General features: G+C 68.0%; 19 protein-coding genes. 13 read left to right on the forward strand and 6 right to left on the reverse strand.

Annotated elements, in window-relative coordinates; genetic code table 11:
- Positions 1 to 847: 847 nt before the first annotated feature.
- Positions 848 to 2,029, reverse strand: coding sequence for a serine hydrolase domain-containing protein (locus ACIA8R_RS34220; RefSeq protein ID WP_397042075.1), 1,182 nt, complete (start codon positions 2,027 to 2,029; stop codon positions 848 to 850).
- 42 nt (positions 2,030 to 2,071) lie between these two features.
- Positions 2,072 to 3,592, reverse strand: coding sequence for a serine hydrolase domain-containing protein (locus ACIA8R_RS34225; protein ID WP_397042076.1), 1,521 nt, complete (start codon positions 3,590 to 3,592; stop codon positions 2,072 to 2,074).
- A 236-nt stretch (positions 3,593 to 3,828) separates the two neighbouring features.
- Here ACIA8R_RS34225 and ACIA8R_RS34230 point away from each other — a divergent pair, with 236 nt between their 5' ends.
- The 6 genes from ACIA8R_RS34230 (at position 3,829) to ACIA8R_RS34255 (ending at position 8,929) form a co-directional block, all read left to right on the forward strand.
- Positions 3,829 to 5,031: a helix-turn-helix transcriptional regulator gene (locus ACIA8R_RS34230; protein WP_364099144.1), complete on the forward strand. Its 1,203-nt coding sequence runs from the start codon at positions 3,829 to 3,831 to the stop codon at positions 5,029 to 5,031.
- Between the two features lie 132 nt (positions 5,032 to 5,163).
- Entirely contained in the window at positions 5,164 to 5,745 is a 582-nt protein-coding gene (locus ACIA8R_RS34235) for an RNA polymerase sigma factor (RefSeq protein WP_397042077.1), read from the forward strand.
- Positions 5,742 to 6,629 carry a hypothetical protein gene (locus ACIA8R_RS34240; protein WP_397042078.1) on the forward strand — a complete coding sequence of 296 codons (888 nt, stop codon included), beginning with the start codon at positions 5,742 to 5,744 and terminating at the stop codon, positions 6,627 to 6,629. The genes ACIA8R_RS34235 and ACIA8R_RS34240 overlap by 4 nt, the downstream gene beginning before the upstream one ends.
- Before the next feature lie 99 nt (positions 6,630 to 6,728).
- The gene (locus ACIA8R_RS34245; RefSeq protein ID WP_397042079.1) at positions 6,729 to 7,490 is read left to right on the forward strand and encodes a hypothetical protein; all 762 of its coding nucleotides are present in this window, start codon (positions 6,729 to 6,731) and stop codon (positions 7,488 to 7,490) included.
- Positions 7,491 to 7,835: 345 nt separating this feature from the next.
- Positions 7,836 to 8,273 (forward strand): hypothetical protein, encoded by a 438-nt coding sequence (locus ACIA8R_RS34250; RefSeq protein ID WP_397042080.1) that lies wholly within the window; start codon positions 7,836 to 7,838, stop codon positions 8,271 to 8,273.
- A gap of 59 nt (positions 8,274 to 8,332) precedes the next feature.
- On the forward strand, positions 8,333 to 8,929 hold the full coding sequence (locus tag ACIA8R_RS34255; RefSeq protein WP_397042081.1) for a hypothetical protein: 597 nt from the start codon (positions 8,333 to 8,335) through the stop codon (positions 8,927 to 8,929).
- 119 nt (positions 8,930 to 9,048) lie between these two features.
- On the opposite strand, the gene ACIA8R_RS34260 is transcribed toward ACIA8R_RS34255, so the two are convergent.
- Both ACIA8R_RS34260 and ACIA8R_RS34265 read right to left on the reverse strand, forming a co-directional pair.
- A complete protein-coding gene (locus ACIA8R_RS34260; RefSeq protein ID WP_397042082.1) occupies positions 9,049 to 9,657 on the reverse strand; it encodes a hypothetical protein in 609 nt (202 codons plus the stop codon).
- 950 nt (positions 9,658 to 10,607) lie between these two features.
- Positions 10,608 to 11,102 carry a hypothetical protein gene (locus tag ACIA8R_RS34265; RefSeq protein WP_364099125.1) on the reverse strand — a complete coding sequence of 165 codons (495 nt, stop codon included), beginning with the start codon at positions 11,100 to 11,102 and terminating at the stop codon, positions 10,608 to 10,610.
- 102 nt (positions 11,103 to 11,204) lie between these two features.
- Between ACIA8R_RS34265 and ACIA8R_RS34270 the strand changes: the two genes are divergently transcribed.
- From ACIA8R_RS34270 to ACIA8R_RS34285, 4 genes are all read left to right on the forward strand, one after another.
- Positions 11,205 to 11,609, forward strand: coding sequence for a hypothetical protein (locus ACIA8R_RS34270; protein ID WP_397042083.1), 405 nt, complete (start codon positions 11,205 to 11,207; stop codon positions 11,607 to 11,609).
- 386 nt (positions 11,610 to 11,995) lie between these two features.
- Positions 11,996 to 12,640, forward strand: coding sequence for a pyroglutamyl-peptidase I (gene pcp / locus ACIA8R_RS34275; RefSeq protein ID WP_397042084.1), 645 nt, complete (start codon positions 11,996 to 11,998; stop codon positions 12,638 to 12,640).
- Positions 12,641 to 13,086: 446 nt separating this feature from the next.
- Entirely contained in the window at positions 13,087 to 13,656 is a 570-nt protein-coding gene (locus ACIA8R_RS34280; protein ID WP_364099116.1) for an RNA polymerase sigma factor, read from the forward strand.
- A complete protein-coding gene (locus tag ACIA8R_RS34285) occupies positions 13,656 to 14,273 on the forward strand; it encodes a hypothetical protein (RefSeq protein WP_364099113.1) in 618 nt (205 codons plus the stop codon). Before ACIA8R_RS34280 ends, ACIA8R_RS34285 begins: the two co-directional genes overlap by 1 nt.
- Before the next feature lie 117 nt (positions 14,274 to 14,390).
- On the opposite strand, the gene cynR is transcribed toward ACIA8R_RS34285, so the two are convergent.
- Positions 14,391 to 15,320 (reverse strand): transcriptional regulator CynR, encoded by a 930-nt coding sequence (gene cynR / locus ACIA8R_RS34290; RefSeq protein WP_397042085.1) that lies wholly within the window; start codon positions 15,318 to 15,320, stop codon positions 14,391 to 14,393.
- A gap of 110 nt (positions 15,321 to 15,430) precedes the next feature.
- Between cynR and ACIA8R_RS34295 the strand changes: the two genes are divergently transcribed.
- From ACIA8R_RS34295 to ACIA8R_RS34305, 3 genes are all read left to right on the forward strand, one after another.
- Complete coding sequence (locus tag ACIA8R_RS34295) at positions 15,431 to 16,018, forward strand: carbonic anhydrase (RefSeq protein WP_364099107.1); 588 nt, start codon at positions 15,431 to 15,433, stop codon at positions 16,016 to 16,018.
- 70 nt (positions 16,019 to 16,088) lie between these two features.
- A complete protein-coding gene (gene cynS, locus ACIA8R_RS34300) occupies positions 16,089 to 16,559 on the forward strand; it encodes a cyanase (protein WP_357706293.1) in 471 nt (156 codons plus the stop codon).
- A 128-nt stretch (positions 16,560 to 16,687) separates the two neighbouring features.
- Positions 16,688 to 17,185, forward strand: coding sequence for a nucleoside deaminase (locus ACIA8R_RS34305; RefSeq protein ID WP_364099101.1), 498 nt, complete (start codon positions 16,688 to 16,690; stop codon positions 17,183 to 17,185).
- An 869-nt stretch (positions 17,186 to 18,054) separates the two neighbouring features.
- Here the strand turns inward: ACIA8R_RS34305 and ACIA8R_RS34310 are convergent.
- Entirely contained in the window at positions 18,055 to 18,567 is a 513-nt protein-coding gene (locus tag ACIA8R_RS34310) for a DUF6461 domain-containing protein (protein WP_364102532.1), read from the reverse strand.
- Positions 18,568 to 18,777: the final 210 nt, after the last annotated feature.

Consider the following 18,777-nt stretch of genomic DNA (forward strand, 5'->3'; position numbering starts at 1 on the left):
CGTGCGGCCAACGGGCCTCGACATATGCCTTCACGAAGTCGAGGACGGTACGCGCGTCCTTGATCATCGACCTGGGAAGGCCGGTCTCCAGGTCGAATGGGTCACCGCGTCCAGAGCGAGAGGTACCCGCCGGAGGCGGTCTTGTTGGGGTGATGTGTTCGTGGGACAGTTCGCGCTGTGGACGCGTATCGCCGATCTGCCTGGTACCGCGCCGGCCGGGCGCTTGTTCTGATCAGCTTGGGCTGGGGTGCTGCCGGCCTCTTCTTCGTGTTCGCTGTCAACGACGGACGCGTGTGGCCGAATGCCTACAGATTCCTGTTCGTCTACGTCAGCCTTCAAGTGTTTGGGTTGCTGTGTGTAGCTGCCGGTCGGACGCGGCACCGGGCGTGGCGCAAATCCGTCAGCCGGTCACCGGAGAGCGACGCGGGCGGCGCTGCCCCGAAGGACGCCGGAGGCGCCGCGTAGCGGTCAGGGCCGGTGACGGGGCGGGAGCACGGCAGTGTGGCGCCGCGGGGTGGCAGGTTGGCTTGGACACGTCGGCGTGGCGGCCCGTCCTGCTGTCGTCCGGGGCCGGCTCCCAGGCCGGATGCCCGGGCGGCGGGCAAGCGGCAGGCCGCTGTACGGCGGCGGCACACTGGGCCGGGGGCCGCACGCCGGCCACGCCGTACGGACCGAACGTTCCGACACCTGCCACACCAGCGGGAAGAGGCCCGTCACCAGCGGAAACGCGGTGACGGGCCTCTTGCTTCATGTCCGGCCGTCTCCGGCCTCCTATGGCACTTCGCCGCCGCCGTCCTCTTTCCCCGGCGCCGCTGCGGCCACTCGCTCCTCAGAAGGCAGAACAGGCCTATCCGGCCGGCGTGTCGCAGAACTCCTGCTTGACGAGGGCGTCCACAAGCGTCAGGAAGTCCTTCGCCGCGCCTCTGGTGGCCGAATCCAGCCAGGTCACCGAGGCGGTCAGGGTCTTGCTGCCGTCGGGCGAGCTGTACATCAGCGCTCCGTAGCCGTGCGGTGGGCTGCCGTTGTGCTGGTAGACGGTGCCGCAGCCGGGGCCCAGGTCCTGCGCCCATATGCCGAGGCCGTAGTCCTGCTTGGGGAGCGGCGTGGGGATCGCCGTGCGCATCTCGGCCAGCAGCTCGGCGGGCAGGAGCCGGCCGCCGTTCAGTGCGGAGAAGAACGTGGTCAAGTCCTGCGTGGTGGAGATCAGGTCGCCGGCGCCGGTCAGCAGGGACAGGTTCTGGTGGGAGAGGTCGATCACCTTGTCCTTGTACTGGTAGTAGCCGTGGGCGTGTGGCCCGGGCAGTGCCGTCGTGCGGTTGCCTGCCGCGAGGGTGTCCCGCAGTCCGAGCGGGCCGGTGATGCGCCGCTTCAGCTCGGTGACGTAGGAGTGGCCGGTGATCTTTTCGATCATCAGCAGCGCCACCGTGTAGTTGGTGTTGGAGTAGCTCCACTGCGTCCCGGGTTCGAAGCGCGGCTTCTTGGACAGCGCCAGCCGTACCAGTTCCTCGGGCTTGTAGCTCTTGAACCGGTTGGGCACCCATCCGTCTCCGTTGGCGGGGATCCCGGGTTCGTCCATTGTCCCGTCGGGCTTGTACTCGCCGGTGTAGTTGAAGATCCCGCTGGTGTGGCGCAGCAGCATCCGTACCGTGATCCGCTCGTCCAGCCCGTAGCCGGGCAGGTAGTCGGCGGCGGGGCGGTCCAGCTCGATCCTGCCCTCTGCCACCAGTTGCAACACCATGGTCGCGGTGAAGGTCTTGATGATGCTGCCCGTCCAGAAGCTCCCGTTGGTCGGGGGCTTGGCGGCCGATCCCAGCTCGCGCACCCCGGCGCCGGCGGCCCAGTCGCCCTGCTGATCGCGCACGCGTAGCTGGATCCCGGTGAAGCCGGCGTCGACGAAGGCGTTCATCGCCTTGCGCAGCTCCGGGCGATCCGGTCCGGTGGAGGTGGCCCCTGCGGGGGTGGCGGCCCCCGCGAGCACCGCCGTTGCGAGCGCCGCGACCGCCATGCGCCGGCTGATCGTCGTGTTCATGGTTTCCTCGTTTCTGGGGTTCTGGGCTCTTGGTCGCTGTTCTCAGTTCGTGGTCCGGCCGTCGCGGAACACCTCGTCGATGAGCCGCTGTGTCGCCTGCTGGAACGCCGCCGCCTTGGACAGGTCGGCGTCGTCCACGTAGGTCACCGAGGCCGTCATCGTCTTGCCGCCGTCGGGCGTGCTGTACATCAGCGCCGCGGAGCCCGCCATGCCGCCGTTGTGGTGATAGAGGGTGCCGCCGTTCCCGCCCAGGTCCTGCTCGAAGATTCCCAGGCCGTAGCCGATCTTCGGGTCCGGCTTGCGCATCTCGGTCAGTAGCTCGGCGGGCAGCAGCCGGCCGCCGTTCAGCGCGGCGAAGAACGTGTGCAGGTCCTGGGTGGTCGAGATCATGTCGCCGCCGGCGGAGATCCACGAAGGATTCTGGCTGGTGACGTCCACCGTGTGCTCCCGGCCGCCGTCCTCGTACCGGTAGTAGCTGTGGGCGTGCGGCCCGGTGATCTCCGTCGAGATGCCCGGCGCCTCAGTGCCCGTCAGCCCCAGCGGGCCGAGGATCAGCCGCTGCAGCTCCTCGGCGAACGAGCGGCCCGTGACCCGCTCGATCAGCAGCCTGGCCAGCACGTAGTTGGTGTTGGAGTAGCTCCAGTCGGTGCCCGGCTCGAAGCGCGCCGGCTTGGACAGCGCCAGCCGGACCAGCTCTTCGGGCTGGTAGGTGCGGAAGCGGCCGTCCACCCATTCCTTGCCCGACCACGCGATTCCCGGCGCGAACGTCCCGTCCTCGTAGTACTCGCCGGTGTGGTTGAAGATCCCGCTGGTGTGCTGCAGCAGCATCCGTACGGTGATCCGCTCGTCCAGCGCGAACTCGGGCAGGTAGCCGTCCACCGGGCTGTCCAGCCCGATCTTGCCCTCGGCCACGAGCTGCAGCACCACGGTTGCGATGAACGTCTTGGTGGAGCTCCCGACCCGGAACCGTCCGTCCGCCGGCGGCTTCTCCGACGAGCCCAGCTCGCGCACCCCCGCGGTGCCGACCCACTCGCCGCGCCCGTCGTTCACCCGCAACTGCATTCCGGTGATGCCGGAGTTCACGAACTCCTGGATGAGCTTCTGCAGTTCCGGGCGATCCCGCCCGGCCACGGTGTTCGCTGCGCTCACCTCGGGCGTGGCCGGGGCGGTGTCGAGGGCTGCGCTGATCTTGCGGGCCATCTCGGTCATGGTGGGGCTGGGCCTCCCGTGGGTGGCCGCTTCGACGGCGACCAGGACGGTGCGGCGGAAGTTGTCGGCCTCGGCCGGGGCCTGCTTCCTGAGCAGGCTCATGGAGGCGTTCAGGGCAGGCAGCACCTGGTCGGCGAGTTCGGCCACGGTCTTGCCGTACTTCACGCCCTTGGGCGCCTTGGCCAGCACGTGCCCGACCGGGCCGGTCGCGGACGTCAGGGCGACGGAGCCCTCGGCGGCGGCCTTGTGCGCCGAACCGGCGGCACCGGCGGCGGACATCAGCGAGACGGCGCCCCAGGCGGCGGTGCGCAGGGTGAGCTGGTCCTGGTCGGTGAGGGCGAGGGCGAGGGACATGGCGGTGCTCCTTCGGGGGCTTCCGGCTTGTCGGCGACGAGGTCCGTTGGCGACGACAGGAACGTTACGACCGTTGCCACAATCTTGGCAAGTAGTTGCCAAGATGAATTGCCAAAGCCGTCGGTGTGCGGCATCGTCCTCTGGCAAGAACTTGTCTGAAGGGAGGCAAGTGAGTTAGCCTCTGGCGTGACCCTCAAGACGTCGGACGACGTCAACCGCTACCCGGGAGTTCGGACATGCTCGAACAACCAGTCTTCGGCCGCCGACTGAGGCAACTGAGGACCGAACGCGGCCTGACGCTCGCAGCCCTCGCGGGCGAGGGCATGTCCACCGGATACCTGTCCCGGCTGGAATCAGGGGCGCGTCAGCCCACCGAACGAGCCATCAAGCACCTGGCCACGCAGCTCGGCATCAGCCCCACCGCACTCACCCAGTTCACCGCCACCTCCCTGGCCCAGAGCCTGACCCTGGCCACCGGCCTGAGCCAGGACGAAGGCGGCCAAACCCTCAGCGACGCCCTGAAAACCTCCGGCGGGGAGGACCCCCTCCTGCGCTGGCAGGCCCTCTGGCAAGTCGCCGAATGGCGTCAGTGGCGTCAGGAGTACGCCGAGCAGCGCACATGCCTCGACGAGCTGGCCACGCTTAGCGCACAGATCGGGCTACCCGAGCTGCAGTCCAGAGTGCTGGCCGCACTGTCGCGCTGCATGCGCAGCACCGGAGAGATCGTCGGCGCCGTCGATGCCGCAACACACGCCCACGAGCTGGCCGAACGCGAAGCGCTGCCCGCCCGCGTGCGGGCCTCCGCGCTGCTGGCCCTGGTGTCGGCGCTGGCCGAGGCCGGGCGACTCCCCGACGCCGCCCGACATGCCGACGAACTGCTCACGCTGGCGGACCAGGTGTCGGGAGCGCTGCGGGCCCAAGCCGTGTGGACCGTGGCCAACATCCGGGTCCGCCAGGGCGACCTCGAAACCGGCGCGGAACTGATGGACCAGGCCATCGATGGCTTCAACGGCCGTGACGACCTGACGATCTGGACGCGTCTGCGCCTCGGCGCGGCCCGGCTCGACCTCAGGGCCGATCCACCCAGAATCGAGTCCGCCCGGCGGCGTGTCACAGAAGTCCAGGCCGTGTTGCCGTTCGCGGACGCCCCGGCCATCGAGCAGCAACTGCTGGCCGTGCGCGCCCGGATCGCCGTCCTCGCCGGCGACCTCGACGAGGCCCGTACGGTCCTGGACCGGCTGACCGGCTTCGACGACCTGCTCACCTACCAGGAGCGGATGCGGCTCGACGTCCTGCGCAACCGCGTCCTGCTCCTGGAGGGCGAGCAGGACACGGCGCTCGCCGGGCTGCGCAAGCTCGCCGAGCAGGCCCAGCAGAGCGGCAACATGGACCTGGCCGCGGACATCTGGCGCCTCGTCGCCGAATCCCTGACCAAGTAGGGCGCTGTTCCGACCCGGGTGGCGGCGGGGCGGCGCGCGACCTCACCGGCGAGAGCTCGGGGGAGGCAGTGTCCGATGCCTCGTCGTGACGGTTCGCGACACACCTGCGGGCCTGCCGGACATGACCTAGGCATGAACGTCACTGGCACCGAGCCGCCGGAGCGCACCCAGCGCTTCGGCCGGCTCTACGAGCAGACGTATGCCGCGTTGCTGCGGTTCGTCGAGCGTCGCGTCCACCCCTCTCACGCCGAGGACGTGGTCGCCGACGTGTTCCTCGTCGCCTGGCGGCGTCTGGACGACGTGCCGCCGGCGGCGGATGAGGCGCGGGCTTGGCTGTTCGGTGTCGCGCACCGCACTCTCCGCAACGGGTTGCGGGCTGATCGGCGGCGGCAGGCGCTCGCCGTCCGCATCGCCGACGGGCAGCTGACCGGCGCCGCGGTGGCCGGGCTGGACCCCGAACTGGTGGCGCGCCGGCTCGACCTCGTCCAGGCGTGGCGGCGGCTCAGTCCGCTCCACCAGGAGGCGCTCGCCTTGGCCGTGTGGGATGGACTCACAGCCCCGCATGCCGCGCGGGTGCTCGGTATTTCTCCCGTTGCGTTCCGGCTTCGGCTCACCCGGGCCCGGCGTGCCCTGCGCCGCCACGCCGACGCGGCTCCCACCACAGAAACCCAGCTCGTGGCGACCGCCACCGTCGACTCTCGGAGCACGCGATGAACGACATCCTCGACCACACCCTGCGCGACCTCGACCCCGCTGTCACCCCGGCCGACCTGGACACCGGCACCGACCCGCAGGCTCGTGCCCTGCTGGCCCAGGTGGTGGCCACCGACCCGATGGGCGCGCACGCACCGACGACCAGCAGCCCTCGCGTGCTCACTGCCGGGCGGCTCGCCATGGTGAGTGGAGGGGTGGCTGCCGGCATCGCGGCGGCGTTGCTGCTGCCCGGCGTGTTCGGCGGTGGCACAGCGATGGCAGCGTGGACCGCGACGCCGCACACGGTGAGCAGTGACCGGGCCGCCGAGGCCCAGGAGAAGTGCCTCGACAACGCCCAGGACACCGCCCAGCGCACGACTGGACGCAAGCTCGACTTCCGGCCCGTGGTGACCGAGGGGCGGGGACCGTGGACGCTCGTCTACGTCAACGATGACAGCAGCCACCTCGCCGAGATCACCTGCCTGCTCCGCGATGGCGACCTCGTCGGCATGCACGGCAGCACGCCGGGCCCCGGCGCGAAGCCGCTTCCGCCGGTTCCCGCGGGGTCGGCGCGGGCGGCCCTCGGCGCGGCCACGAGTTCGAGTGAGGAGAGCGTGCGTACGGTGACCGGCAGGGTCGGTGCCGGTGTGGTGGGCCTCCAGCTCGCCACGGAGGCGAAAGGCATCGTCACCGCGACCGTCACCGGCGGCTACTTCGCGGCCTGGTGGCCGGACGCGCCGACGACGGAGGAGCGCGAGAACGCCTCAGGTCGGGGCGGCGTCACGGGCGTCACGACAATCCTCCAGGACGGGTCGCGGCGCAGCGTCTCGCTCGAGGAGCTCACCGGCCGGACGAGCGCGCAGCTGAGCACGCCGGCCACTGGCGGCTCCGTCAAGCTCGACTGACAGTGGACACCCGCTGACGACGCCGATTCTGTCTTCTTCACCGCCGGCGCGGAGTTGGCTAGAGTGGCGATCTTCCGGAGTCTCTGAAGGCGAACGTCCATGACGAACCTTGATCAGGCGTCCGCGCGTCTCCGTCTCGACGCCGCGTTGAACCGCATGGTCGTCACCTTCCAAGGCATGACCGCACGTCCTGATGAGTACAACTGCGAGTGCCACTGGGGGAGTGCGGAAGAGCTCGCGCAGTTGAAGGTGCCGGACGTGGAGCTAGAGCTTGATCTTCTGCACCGCGCTTGGCGGCCCATCGATTGGAACGACCATGGATCCGTGTTGCGCCGCGTTCTGCCTCAGTTGTCGAGGGCTCTCGTCGGCGGTCTCGTCGAGCCGCTTTTCGGTATGGATGAGGTCGGACGTTCACTTGCCCGGGGCCAGTGGCAGCAGTGGCCTGGCGAGCAGGTTGCAGCGGTCCGGGAATTCCTGAACGCCTGGTGGGCCCGCACTCTCATCGACCCGGATCCGGTTGTGCCCGTGCACGAAGTTCTCGCACTGTGTCACGAAGCCTCTGCCACACTCAGCCCCTGGCTGGACGTCTGGGAAGCGCAGACGTCCAGCGTGGCCGACCACCACCTGGCCAAGGCGGTGGCGCACTGGGAATACGACTTGCTGGGAGACCGACTCCCCTGGGAAACCCAGGAGCACGAGGAAGAGACGCGTATCGAGCTGACGGCCTGGCTGATCCGCACCGCCCCCGCCCGCCTCCGCAGCCAGAACGCCCCCGTAGAGCTGCTCCATCGCATACGACTGCTCGGCCTCGCCGGCTCCGCCCGCTGGGAGGATCCCCACTGGCCTGACCATCGCTACTGAGCCAGTACCCACGGCGGTCTGAGCCGATGGCTGCGGGCTCCTACGCCGGAAAATCCGTGTTCCACGGATAGGCGAACCGCTCGGGCGCCACACCCCACTCTTGGAGCAGGGGCAGGAGGTCAGCCTCGTCGGTGGCGCGTCTCGTCGTTACGTGTTCAGCCTCACCTACAATCCGCACTGGGCCTGACGCAAGGGAGGACAACGATAGGGAAGCAGACCCTTCTCGCATTCGCCCTCGCCGCGACAGCGGCCCTGTCCGTCTGCGGTGGACCCGGCGGAGGCGCACTCGCAACACAAGCGGGCCCGAAGCAGGGACAGGTCGACAGCTCTGAAGCGAAGGGCTCTTTGGATCTGTCGCTGTTACGCGTGGTCGAGGCCGACTTCGACCCGTACGGAACGCCGGAAGAACTCGCCGCGGACCGCCCTGTCGTGCCAGCCGGAACAATCGACGGCTGGCAGCAGGGCCCGATCCCTGATGGGCTCGTTTACATAGAGCTCAGCCAGGGGGGTGTCGTCAGCGATCCGACGGTCCCGGTCGAGCAGTGGAAGCCGCGCAAATCCGTCGAGGATTTTGAAAAGGCTCTTCCCGCCGGCACCAAGATGCTCGCGTTCCCGCGCGAGCGTCCTGTTCAGGAACTGGAGGTGCGCGACCCGGGAGAACCTCTGCTGATGCTCGTACCTCCGCAGGGACTGATATCCGAAGACCCGCAACTGGTCGGTCAGCGATCCGGGGGCACGACTTTGGTGGGGCGGGGGCAAGGAACGGCTGAGCGTCGGAGGTGAGGCCCAGGCAGGCAGCAGGTGAGCGGCGTGCTCGGCTGCCATCCAGACTGCTGAGAAGAGTGGATTCGCTCGTGTTGGATGAGATCGTCGCTCGTTACGGCGACATGCTGAGTGACCTCGACACCATCGCCTACACGGTGACGCTTCCCGACTTCGGTGTCCTGTCGATCAGGGATGCCGTACGTCGGCTTGGGGCGGACCTCACTCTGCTTCAGGGCCCCGACGAGCTGCCGCGCAGCACCGGCTCCATCAGCCTCCACCAGGTCGGCGACGGCATCGTCACGCTGGACTGGGTCAACCCGGGAGGCGACCGCATGGAGATGACCGAGCGACTCGCCGGCCAGGGATTCCGGCACTGGTACGTGTCCTTCGACATCGAAGGCAACACCAGCATGTACGCCCGCTACGGCCAGGCCGAAGGCTTTCTCCATCATCCGGAGCCGGACCTCATGTCTTTTACGGAATGGGCAGACCACCTCGGTCCCTTGAGCCCGTACACCGACTTCCTCGCGAGTGGCTATGACAGCGAGGACGCGGAGGCGAGGGTGGACATCCTCGCGGCATGCCTCGCCGTGGTGGAGCTGGAAAGCGGTGTCCGCCTGGACCGAGCATTGATGGACGACAGCCCCTGCTCGGCACTGCCGATGCCTCTGTGATGCAGCTCGCCGCCGAGACGGCCTGATCAGCGGGGCCCATTGCCGAACCGGCCTCATGAAGATCGAACGGCGGCGCGGCGCGCCGCCGTAAGCCCGCCGTCCGGGCGTGCGGCCTGGCCTCATTCCAGGTTGGAGCCCAGGAGAAGGCCGTGGAGATCCCAGCCCGTTGGAATGGGCCTGTCATCCGGATAGTCGATCACCTGGAGTGAAGCCTCGTCGTAGAGGCTGTACGTCGTGATGTCGTCGCCTTGGGCCACTATGAGAAGACGTGCGCCCAGCCGCCAGACCGCATGTTGCCATTCCGACTCGTCGTCCCAGCCGTCATCGATCACAGTTGGTGCGCCCAAGCGTCGTGCGACAGTCCTGTGCCCGTCTTCCCAGACGCCCTGGAACCGGGCCCGGTCGGCGGTGCGATCGATCCGCCAGATATCCGATGGGACGTGCTGGGGAAACTCGCTCAGGTCCGGGTCTGGGTCGGGATCCCAGATATCGTCGGGCTCGTAAAAGAGGGCGAAGCCCACGGAGAATCCTCTTACCCGAGTGCTCTTGCCGTTGGTGATGACACCGACGTTCCACTCTCCCGCGGGCACTATGGGCCACTCTTCATCGTCGAGGATGTGCTTGGCGAGAGAGCCGCCTTCCGGGAGTGGCCATCCGGTCGGTTGCCAAGTTTGATCGAGTGCCTCACGGCTCCATGGGCTTCTCGCCAGGTTGATCACAGTGTCCACGAGAGCAAGGTCGATGCCATGCCATGCCAAGGCCATGGTGGGTGCCCCTCTGACAGATCGTTTCGACGGCTCGGGGCAAGTTACGGCCCGCATCGTCGGAACTGCAAGCCCGATGGTGGAGCGCGGTGGAACAGGCGGGCTCCGGGGAGCCACTTTGGGAGCCACCCAAACGAACGAACGTGAAGTGCGGTGTACGGGAATGAAGGGTGAGGCTGCCGTTGGACCAGGTGGCGGGCAGTGCGTAGAACTCGTTAGGACTGGGGGCGCGTCAGCGGTTCATCTGGAGGAAGCACAGGGCAGGGGACAGGCGCCGTGCCACCGTGACGACGGGTGATGTGGGCCTCAAGTAGCCGAACAGCCAGCCCATGGCGGTAATGGAGGGCGAAGAGCAGCGGGATGTCCCCATCGGGGCCCGGGCGTTCAGGATCCGCCCCATATGCCAGGAGCACGGCGGTGCATGCAGCATCGAGTGGCTCTCCGGTCTGGGCTGCTCCGTCCGCCTCCACGTCGATCGAATGCAAGAGCAGTGTCGTGTTGGAGCACACCTCATTCGGGTCGGTACCGGCGTCGAGCAACCGGGTCAGCTCCCTCAGGTCGCCATGCTCTACTGCCAGGTGCGCCGGAGTCATCGGCTCATAGGGTGCCGCTGCTGGTTCCATAACCGTGATCAAAGCAGACGCCGGACCCCTGCCGCCGGCTCTGGGTGAACCCCCGCGGAGTGGATCTGGTTTGGGAGCCACCCTGGGCGAACGATACTTGTCCACGTTGACGTAGCCGTCGATGAATCGCTCGAAGACCTCGGGGCTCTGCTCCGGAACCCACGCGTAGACGTCGAGACATGGCGGATGGGGGCGTGAACGTGATGCCCAACGGGTCCAGAGATCGTGTACCGAAACCCTCCAACTGACATGACGATCGGCGACGGTCAGGGGACCAGAGCCTGCTCTCTTTCATTTCATGCGTCGTAGTCGCGCCGCTTTCGCGATTTCTCCAGCTTGGCATCGGAGCTCATCATCAGTTGGCGGCGTGCTTCGTAAGGCTTCCCAATCATCGATGAGAATCATGAGCTCTGTGATCTCGGGTGGGTGGCCGCATCGAGGTGAGAGTTCGGTGATCAGGAAATCGGCACCAGCCGAAATGGGCAGCGTGCCGTCCTGCATGGCTAGTGAGACTTCGAACGCGACATTCCACGGTTCCTGCTGGGTGTCCAAGGGGGGCATTCCACATTCGGAGAGCACCTGGCGAAGCAGCGGTTCAATCTCCGAAAGGGAGCCGATGGAGAGGGCATATCCGGCTAGTTCGATGGTGCTGGGTGTGTCGACTCCGGCTCCGATCAGCTCGCAGGCCATCCAACCTGCGTCTGCGACACGACCGACGAGTCGTCGGCAGAGCAGGTCACCCCGAAGCTCAACAAGATACGCGCGCAGTTCTGCCGGGAGTTCCACGGGACCAGTATCGTCGTGGGAGCGTGATCCGGAACATGCCCGGAATGATCAGCGACATCATCTTCGCGCCAGACTGTCTATCCGCAGCTCAGTGGCAGGGCGATGCGCCATGAAGGCGATCTGCTTCTCATTCGACAGTCCTTCGTCCTCGTGCGCGCGTGGACGGCGAACGGGATTATCGGACAGGTGGCGCGAGGTCACGTGATGCAGGTCGAACGGCTGTCGTGGTTCCACGCGAGCGATACGGGCGATTACGGTGATGGGGTGGACACGGCCATGGCGAGCGCTTGTGCGTGGCGCAAACTTGTCCGCGACCGTGGTTCGGTTGAGCGGGACCGCGAAGCTCTGGCCCAACTGATCGAGTACGACGGCGATCCGTTCGAGATCGAGCTCTACGAGCATGCTTCAGATCCGCAAGTCCGATTGATCGACCGGGCAGTGCGGTCGCACGTCGGCCGGTACAACCGCCGGCTCCGGCGGCTGGAGGAGCGGGCACAACGAACGTGATGACGTCGCAGAGCCGAGGCCCGATCTAGAGACGCAGGCCAAGCGGCCAGTTGAGGCGAGATCCACGATCCCCTGTAAAAACCGTCGGCTCAGCCTACGCAAGTTCGAACCTTGCACCTGACGCACCAACGGGAAGAAGGCCGTCACCAGTGGAAACGCGGTGACGGGCCTCTCGTTTCATGTCCGGCACTCCATGGCTGACCACGGGTGATCGTTCTCTGTATGTTCCCCAACGATCAAAGGCGGCAGAGCATGATCGCCTTCTGAGTACCACCCCGACCCTCCCCGGCCTCGCCAAGGGCCGGGGAGGGGAGCGGGCCGAGGATGCCGATAGTCTCCGCAGACCCCTGCACCGCTGATCGGCGCCGGCGTACGAGAGGAGACCCATGACCCACGTGCTGCTCACCGGGTTCGAGCCGTTCGACGGTTCTGGCGTCAATCCGTCGTGGCAGGCGGTGCAACTGGCCGCGACCACGCCGCCGGAAGGGGCGTCGCTGACGACTGTGATGCTGCCGGTGGTCTTCCAGGACGCCATCGCACGGCTGCGCGCGGCCGTCGAGGAGTCCGGTGCCGAGGTCGTCGTCTGTGTCGGGCAGGCGGGCGGGAGGCCGGGCATCACGGTCGAGCGCGTCGCCATCAACCTTGATGACGCTCGCATCCCCGACAACAAGGGCGCCCAGCCCATCGACGAGCCCGTCGTCGTGGGCGGCCCGGCCGCGTACTTCTCCACCCTCCCGGTGAAGGCGTGCGTGGCAGCCGTCCGCGAGGTCGGGCTGCCGGCGTCCGTCTCGCACACGGCGGGGACGTTCCTCTGCAACCACGTCTTCTACGGGCTGATGCATCTCATCGAGTCCGGCCGGCCGGGGGTGCGCGGCGGCTTCGTGCACGTGCCCTACCTTCCCGAACAGGTCCCGAGCGGGGACCAGCCGTCGATGTCCGTCCGGTCGATCGCCGAAGCGCTGACGGCGATCGTGTCCGTGGCGGTCACCACGACCGCAGATCTCAAGGAGACCGGCGGCTCTCTCCACTGATCCACTGCCGACCGTCGCCGATCTCGGCCGTCTACCTGCGGGCCAACCCGACGTTCGAGCGGCCCTGCGGCTGGGCCTGACTGTTCGCGCCGGCCGCTGAATGCGCCTCGGCCTGGCCCGGCGTGATGCCTGCCTCGCGTGGTCCCGGCCTGTTGTCGGTGGTTCACCAATAGACGTGCAAGGATCTTGGCGGCGTCTCCGTGGGTCTTCGGGGCTTGGTAGCGCACTCGACCGGGGGACAAGGGGCCTCGGGCCAGATCCGTGCGGCGCGTGAAATGGCTGAGGGCCCCGGATGGTGTCCGGAGCCCTGTGGGTGTGGCTGAGCATCACGCCGCCGGTGCCTCCAGTGGCGCTCGCCCCCGTACCCATGATGGGCGGTTCGTGAAGGATTTCGGCCTGGCGCGGTAAGTACAGGTGACCGCATACGCCAGGAAAGGTCGGTATGCATGACAATCCCTCGCGAAGTAGTTGAGGTCGACGACGCGCTCCTCATCGAGAGATCGCTGAACGAACCCGAGATCTTCGCCACGTTGTTCGACCGGCATGCGCCGCTCCTGCACCGTTACGTGACCAGGCGCCTGGGGCCCAGCGAGGCGGAGGACGTCGTGGCCGACACCTTTCTGGCCGCCTTCCAGCACCGCGGCGGCTACGACCGAAGTCGCGCCGATGCCCGACCGTGGCTGTACGGCATCGCCTCCAACTTGATCGGCCGGCGGCGGCGTACCGAGACGAGCCTCTATCGCGCCTACGTTCGCAGCGGCGTGCATCCGGCGGAGCTGTCCGGCTCGCAGGTCGAGGACGAGGTCAACACCCTGGCCGTCAACCGCCCGCTTGCGCTGGCCCTGCTGGAGCTCGCACCGGCCGATCGCGACGTGCTGCTGCTCGTCGCATGGGCCGAACTGAGCTACCAGGAGGTGGCCGACGCGCTGGCCATCCCGCCGGGAACCGTCGCCTCGCGACTCAACCGAGCCCGTCTCCGGATCCGTCAAGCCCTGAGCAAGCAAGGAGAACGCTGATGGACGCACTCAAGGCCATGTGGGAGACCATCCCCCCCGCCACCCCGGACGAACTGGCCGGAGCGCGGCAGCGGCTGCTCCACGGGATGCGGCCCCGGCGACGCGTCGTCACCGGCCCCCGGCTGCTGGTCGCGGCCGGGCTCGCGGCGGGGCTCACCGTCGCACCGCTGATCATCGGAACCGGGCCCGCCGCCCACGCGGTGACCAGAAGCCCGGACGGCACGGTCGAGGTCACCGTCAACGAGCTGAGCGATCCGGCCGGGCTGGAGGCCAAGCTGGCCGCGGTGGGCATCAAGGCCGACGTGACCTTCCTGGCCCCGGCCACACGGTGCGCGGGCCCGCGGTTCGCCGGCGTGGACCGGGCCTACGGCGGGGAACCCGCTTCGAACGCGAGCGAGCTGCGTTCACTCGTGGAAGAGTCGCGGTCGTTCAAGGCCACCCGGGTGACGTCCGTTCGGACGATCCGGATCTTCCCGCAGTACATCAAGCCGGGCGAGACACTCGTGGTGGAGTTCCGCGACAACAGGAACCCGCAGGTGCCCTGGCGGCTCGGCGCCTGGCTGGCCGAGGCGGGCACATCCGTGAAGCCGTGCACGCCCGTCACGGGCGCTCAATGAGACCTTGCTGCTGATCGGCGGCAACCGCGCCGCCCGGTACGGAAGCGGGTTCAGCCCTCCTCGTTCCCGGCATCTCGGGCTTGGCGGCGACCTCTCCGGCGCCCTTCGTTCAAGCCGTCAACCAGCACCGACGCCGGCCTCGCCGGCGGGGGTGTAGCCGCGGGTGCGGACGAGGTCGCGGGTGAGCTCGGTGAAGGCGTGGGTGGCGGCGCTGCGGTAGGCGCCCTCGCGGTGCAGAAGGGTGACGGTACGGGTGGGCGGGGGCGGGTCGAGGGGGACGGGGGTGAGGTGAGGATGGTCGTGGGTGATGGCGTCGGGCAGGACGGTGGCCAGCGGGGTGCGCTGGACGATCTCGATGAGGGCCTGGACGGAGTTGGCCTCGACCGCGATGTGGGGGGCGGTCCGGTGGCGGGCGAAGTAGGCGTCGATGTGGCCGCGGGTGGCGAAGTCGCCGCTGAGCAGGGCGAGTCGCTCGTCCTTGAGGGCGCGGACCGGTAGGGGGGCGGGCAGCGGCCGGGCGCGGGGGATGCCGGTGACGAGGCTGAGGGTCTCGGTGAACAGCGCGGTGGCGGTGACGCCGGGCAGGTGGGGGCCGGCGAAGGCGATGCCGAGGTCGAGGTCGTCGGCGAGCAGGGCCGCTTCGATGCGGTCCTGGGCCATCTCCGCCAGGGTGAGGCGGATGCCGGGGTGGCGGGTGTGGAGCTCGGCGGTGAGCGGGCCGACCAGGTAGGCGGTGAAGGTGGGGGTGACGCCCAGGCGCAGGTCACCGCGGGAGAGGTCCTGGACGTCGTGGACGGCGCGTTCGGCGGCGGCCAGGTCGCGTAGTGCGCGCCGGGCGTGGTCGGTGTAGACGGCGCCGGCGTCGGTGAGGCGTACCGTGCGGCCGGTGCGGTCCAGCAGTTGCACGCCCAGGGTCCGCTCCAACTGCCTGATCTGCTGGGAGAGCGTGGGCTGCGAGATGTGCAGCTCCTCGGCGGCGCGGGTGAAGTTGCCGTGTTCGGCCACGGCGAGCAGATAGCGCAGGTGACGCAGTTCGAGGACGGCCATGGAACAAATATAGATGAGAGCAATAGATTCCATGTCGAACAACTCTTGGACTCTATAAGCCCAGGTCATGCATGATGGATTCACCAGCCCGCGAAGGGAGTGACCACACCATGCAGGACCTCACCGAAGGCGTCGCCCGTTTCCAGCGGGACGTCTTCCCGGCCAAGGCGGAGCTCTTCGCCCATCTGGCCACGCACCACACACCGCACACGCTGTTCATCAGCTGCTCCGACGCCCGCGTCGTCCCCGAGCTGATCACCGGTACCGAACCGGGTGACCTGTTCGTCATCCGCACCGCCGGCAACCTGGTGCCCGCCTACGGCCTCGAAGCCGACGGGGTCGCGGCGAGCATCGAGTACGCCGTCGCCGCCCTGGGGGTGCAGGACATCGTCGTCTGCGGCCACTCCGCGTGCGGCGCGATGACCGCGCTCGCCGAGGGGCACGACCTCAGCGGCGCTCCGACGGTCGCCGCCTGGCTGCGGCACGCGGACGCCTCCCGGGCCCGCACCGCCACCGCCGGCGACGTTCCCGCCCTGGTCCGGCAGAACGTGCTCGCCCAGCTGGCGAACCTGGCCACCCACCCGTCGGTGGCCCGCGCCCTGGCGGAGGGGAAGGTCGCCCTGCACGGCTGGGTCTACGACATCCCCACTGGCCGCGTCGAGGACCTGACCGCCGCCGGCCCCGCGCGGGCGGCCTGACGCCGGGGTTTCGCCCGCGACAGCTCGCCGGAACCCCCGTATCCATCGAACAGAGAAGGACACACCGATCATGGTGCACGCACAGTTCAACGCCACCGCTCGCGAGGCCCTGGCCGCCGCCGCTGTGGACGCCAAGACCCGCAGGAACCTCACCTGGCAGCAGATCGCCGACGCCTCCGGCCTGTCGGTGGCCTTCACCACCGCGGCCGTCCTCGGCCAGCACCCGCTGCCGGAGACTTCCGCCAGGGCCGTCGCCGAGCTGCTGGGCCTGGACGAGGACGCGGTGATGCTGCTGCAGACCATCCCGGTCCGCGGCTCGATGCCGAACCGGATCCCGACCGACCCGACCATGTACCGCTTCTACGAGATGCTCCAGGTCTACGGCACGACCCTCAAGGCCCTGGTCCACGAGCAGTTCGGCGATGGCATCATCTCCGCGATCAACTTCAGGCTCGACGTGAAGAAGGTCGCCGACCCCGAGGGCGGCGAGCGCGCCGTCATCACCCTGGACGGCAAGTACCTGCCGACCAAGCCCTTCTGACGACCTGACACGGCGTCACAGACGGGCGGCGACGGGGCGGGCCGCAGACGACCTGCCGGCCCGCCCCGCCCCGTTCGACGAACCCAGCCGCGCCGACTGCCCACCCAGCAAACCTCTGGAGGATTTCCGTGGACTTCGCTCAGCGCACCATCGACATCGCCCGCCAGAACGTCGCCGACGGCGGCCGTCCGTTCGCGACCGTCATCGTCAAGGACGGCGAGATCCTGGCCGAGAGCCCCAACAAGGTCGCCCAGACCGGCGACCCCACCGCCCACGCCGAGATCCTCGCCATCCGCGAGGCCTGCACCAAGCTCGGCACCGAGCACCTGACCGGCACCACCATCTACGTGCTGGCCCACCCCTGCCCGATGTGCCTGGGCTCGCTGTACTACTGCTCCCCGGACGAGGTCGTCTTCCTCACCACCCGCGACGCCTACGAGCCCCACTACGTGGACGACCGCAAGTACTTCGAGCTGAGCACCTTCTACGACGAGTTCGCCAAGCCCTGGCAGGAACGCCGGCTGCCGATGCGCTACGAGGCACGCGAGGACGCCGTCGACGTGTACCGGTTCTGGCAGGAGCGCAACGGCGGCGACCGCCACGTCGCGGGCGCACCCACGGCGTGAGCCAGGTGGCCCTGAACGGCCGTCGTGCACCAGATGGGGGAGCTCGCCGTCGTAGTGCTGCTGCTCCCTGCCCACCGTCACCTGGCTTGCCATGACGATGCTGCGCCGCCGCAAGGTGGTGCCTACAGCGGGGTGTTCGTGATCCCAGACGGGCCCCCTTGATCAGAAGTCGGCGTTCCAGGGGAAGTTCGGACGTCGCCGCTGCCGCCACCATGGCCAATCAGGTGACGCGAGGGGATTCGGCGATGTTCGGGCGAGAAAGCTCCTGTCGATAGGTAGCACCAGGCTGTAGAGACAAGGTCGCGCCCAGCTGGGCAACGCGATGAGCACCTGTTCCAGTGCCCCGCGCGGATCGTGTTCCCAACATCCGGGGCATGTGCAGGTGGGTAGGAGTCGTGTGGAGGTGCCGGGAACTACTTCCCGCGTCCATGCCAGCAGCATCGCCGCCACATGGCCCGGCTCCCACCAGGTATGTTCCAGCGTGATGACCGCGGACATGGGGCGTGGTCCGAGACCGGAAACCTGATGAATAGAGGGTCTGTGGGTTGCGCACATGAATCCTCGTGTGCGAACCGCTGAAGGGCGCCTACGCGGCATGGCCCTTTCTGGTCGAAGTCATGTGCATGATGATCGCATGGCAAGGGTGTGACTTCCAGGCCTCGATCGCCTCAGCACATTGCGCCTCCAGCGAGGACCTCCGGCTACCGGATGCTCTCCGGGCCAGATGTCGTGCAACAGACGTTTAGTGCAGCCAGATGCAGCCTTGAGTCCGTCGTTCGTCGTCGGTGACGGAACACGCGCGGGATAGATCACGAGACGTTTCCTCAGACGGAGGCATGTGTGCGGGAGGAAGCTGCCCTGGAACGCTCTCAGTACTCGAAAACGCCATGGGCGGCCACCACGTCACTTGACGCGTTCGGCCGCACCTCGGTGATGCGCTCGGCCAGCAGCAGCGCAGCGGCGAGCCCGCCCTCCGCATTGTCGCCGGTCAGCCCGAGTTCGATCCGGTCGGCCAGGTAGTCGTCCGGGAGGTCGTCCTCGTTGCCGCCGAACAGCGGATCGAAGGTCAGGATGACGCGACCGTCGGCGTAATGGTCGAAGGACGCGTCCCGGTTCACGTTGACGAAGACACTCGCGGTGACCGTCCCGGCCGACAAGAGCCGCAGCACCTCGGGCAGCGTTCCGGCGAAGCCGTTCCACTCGCTCAGAATGGTCCCGCCCTTGGCCGACCGCGCGCAGATCAGCCCTTCTTCGAAATCGCCTTCCTCGTCATCCCCGTCGAACACGTCAATGCCGAGGCGGGCCAGCGCCTCGCGCGGGGTGAGACCGCGGACGAAGGTTGCACAGAAAGCGTCGTCCTCAAGCCAGTCGTAGCCGCTCACGGGGATCCTCTTCTCGTGGGACAGATCACGAAGAGAATGGCATGTGAGTCCGACGAAAAGTGGCTCTACTTCGAGTGGTGGAACCGGGCCCCCTGCCATGTGCCCTGGAGATCTCCGTCGACAAATACCCGTAGGGACCATCAGGCAGGTTCGAGGCGGTTGGCGAGGCGGCGGAGGGTGATTGCGAACCGGCCGCGAAGGCGCAGAAGA

The organism is Nonomuraea sp. NPDC051191, assembly GCF_044455665.1.
In the GTDB taxonomy this organism is placed as follows: domain Bacteria; phylum Actinomycetota; class Actinomycetes; order Streptosporangiales; family Streptosporangiaceae; genus Nonomuraea.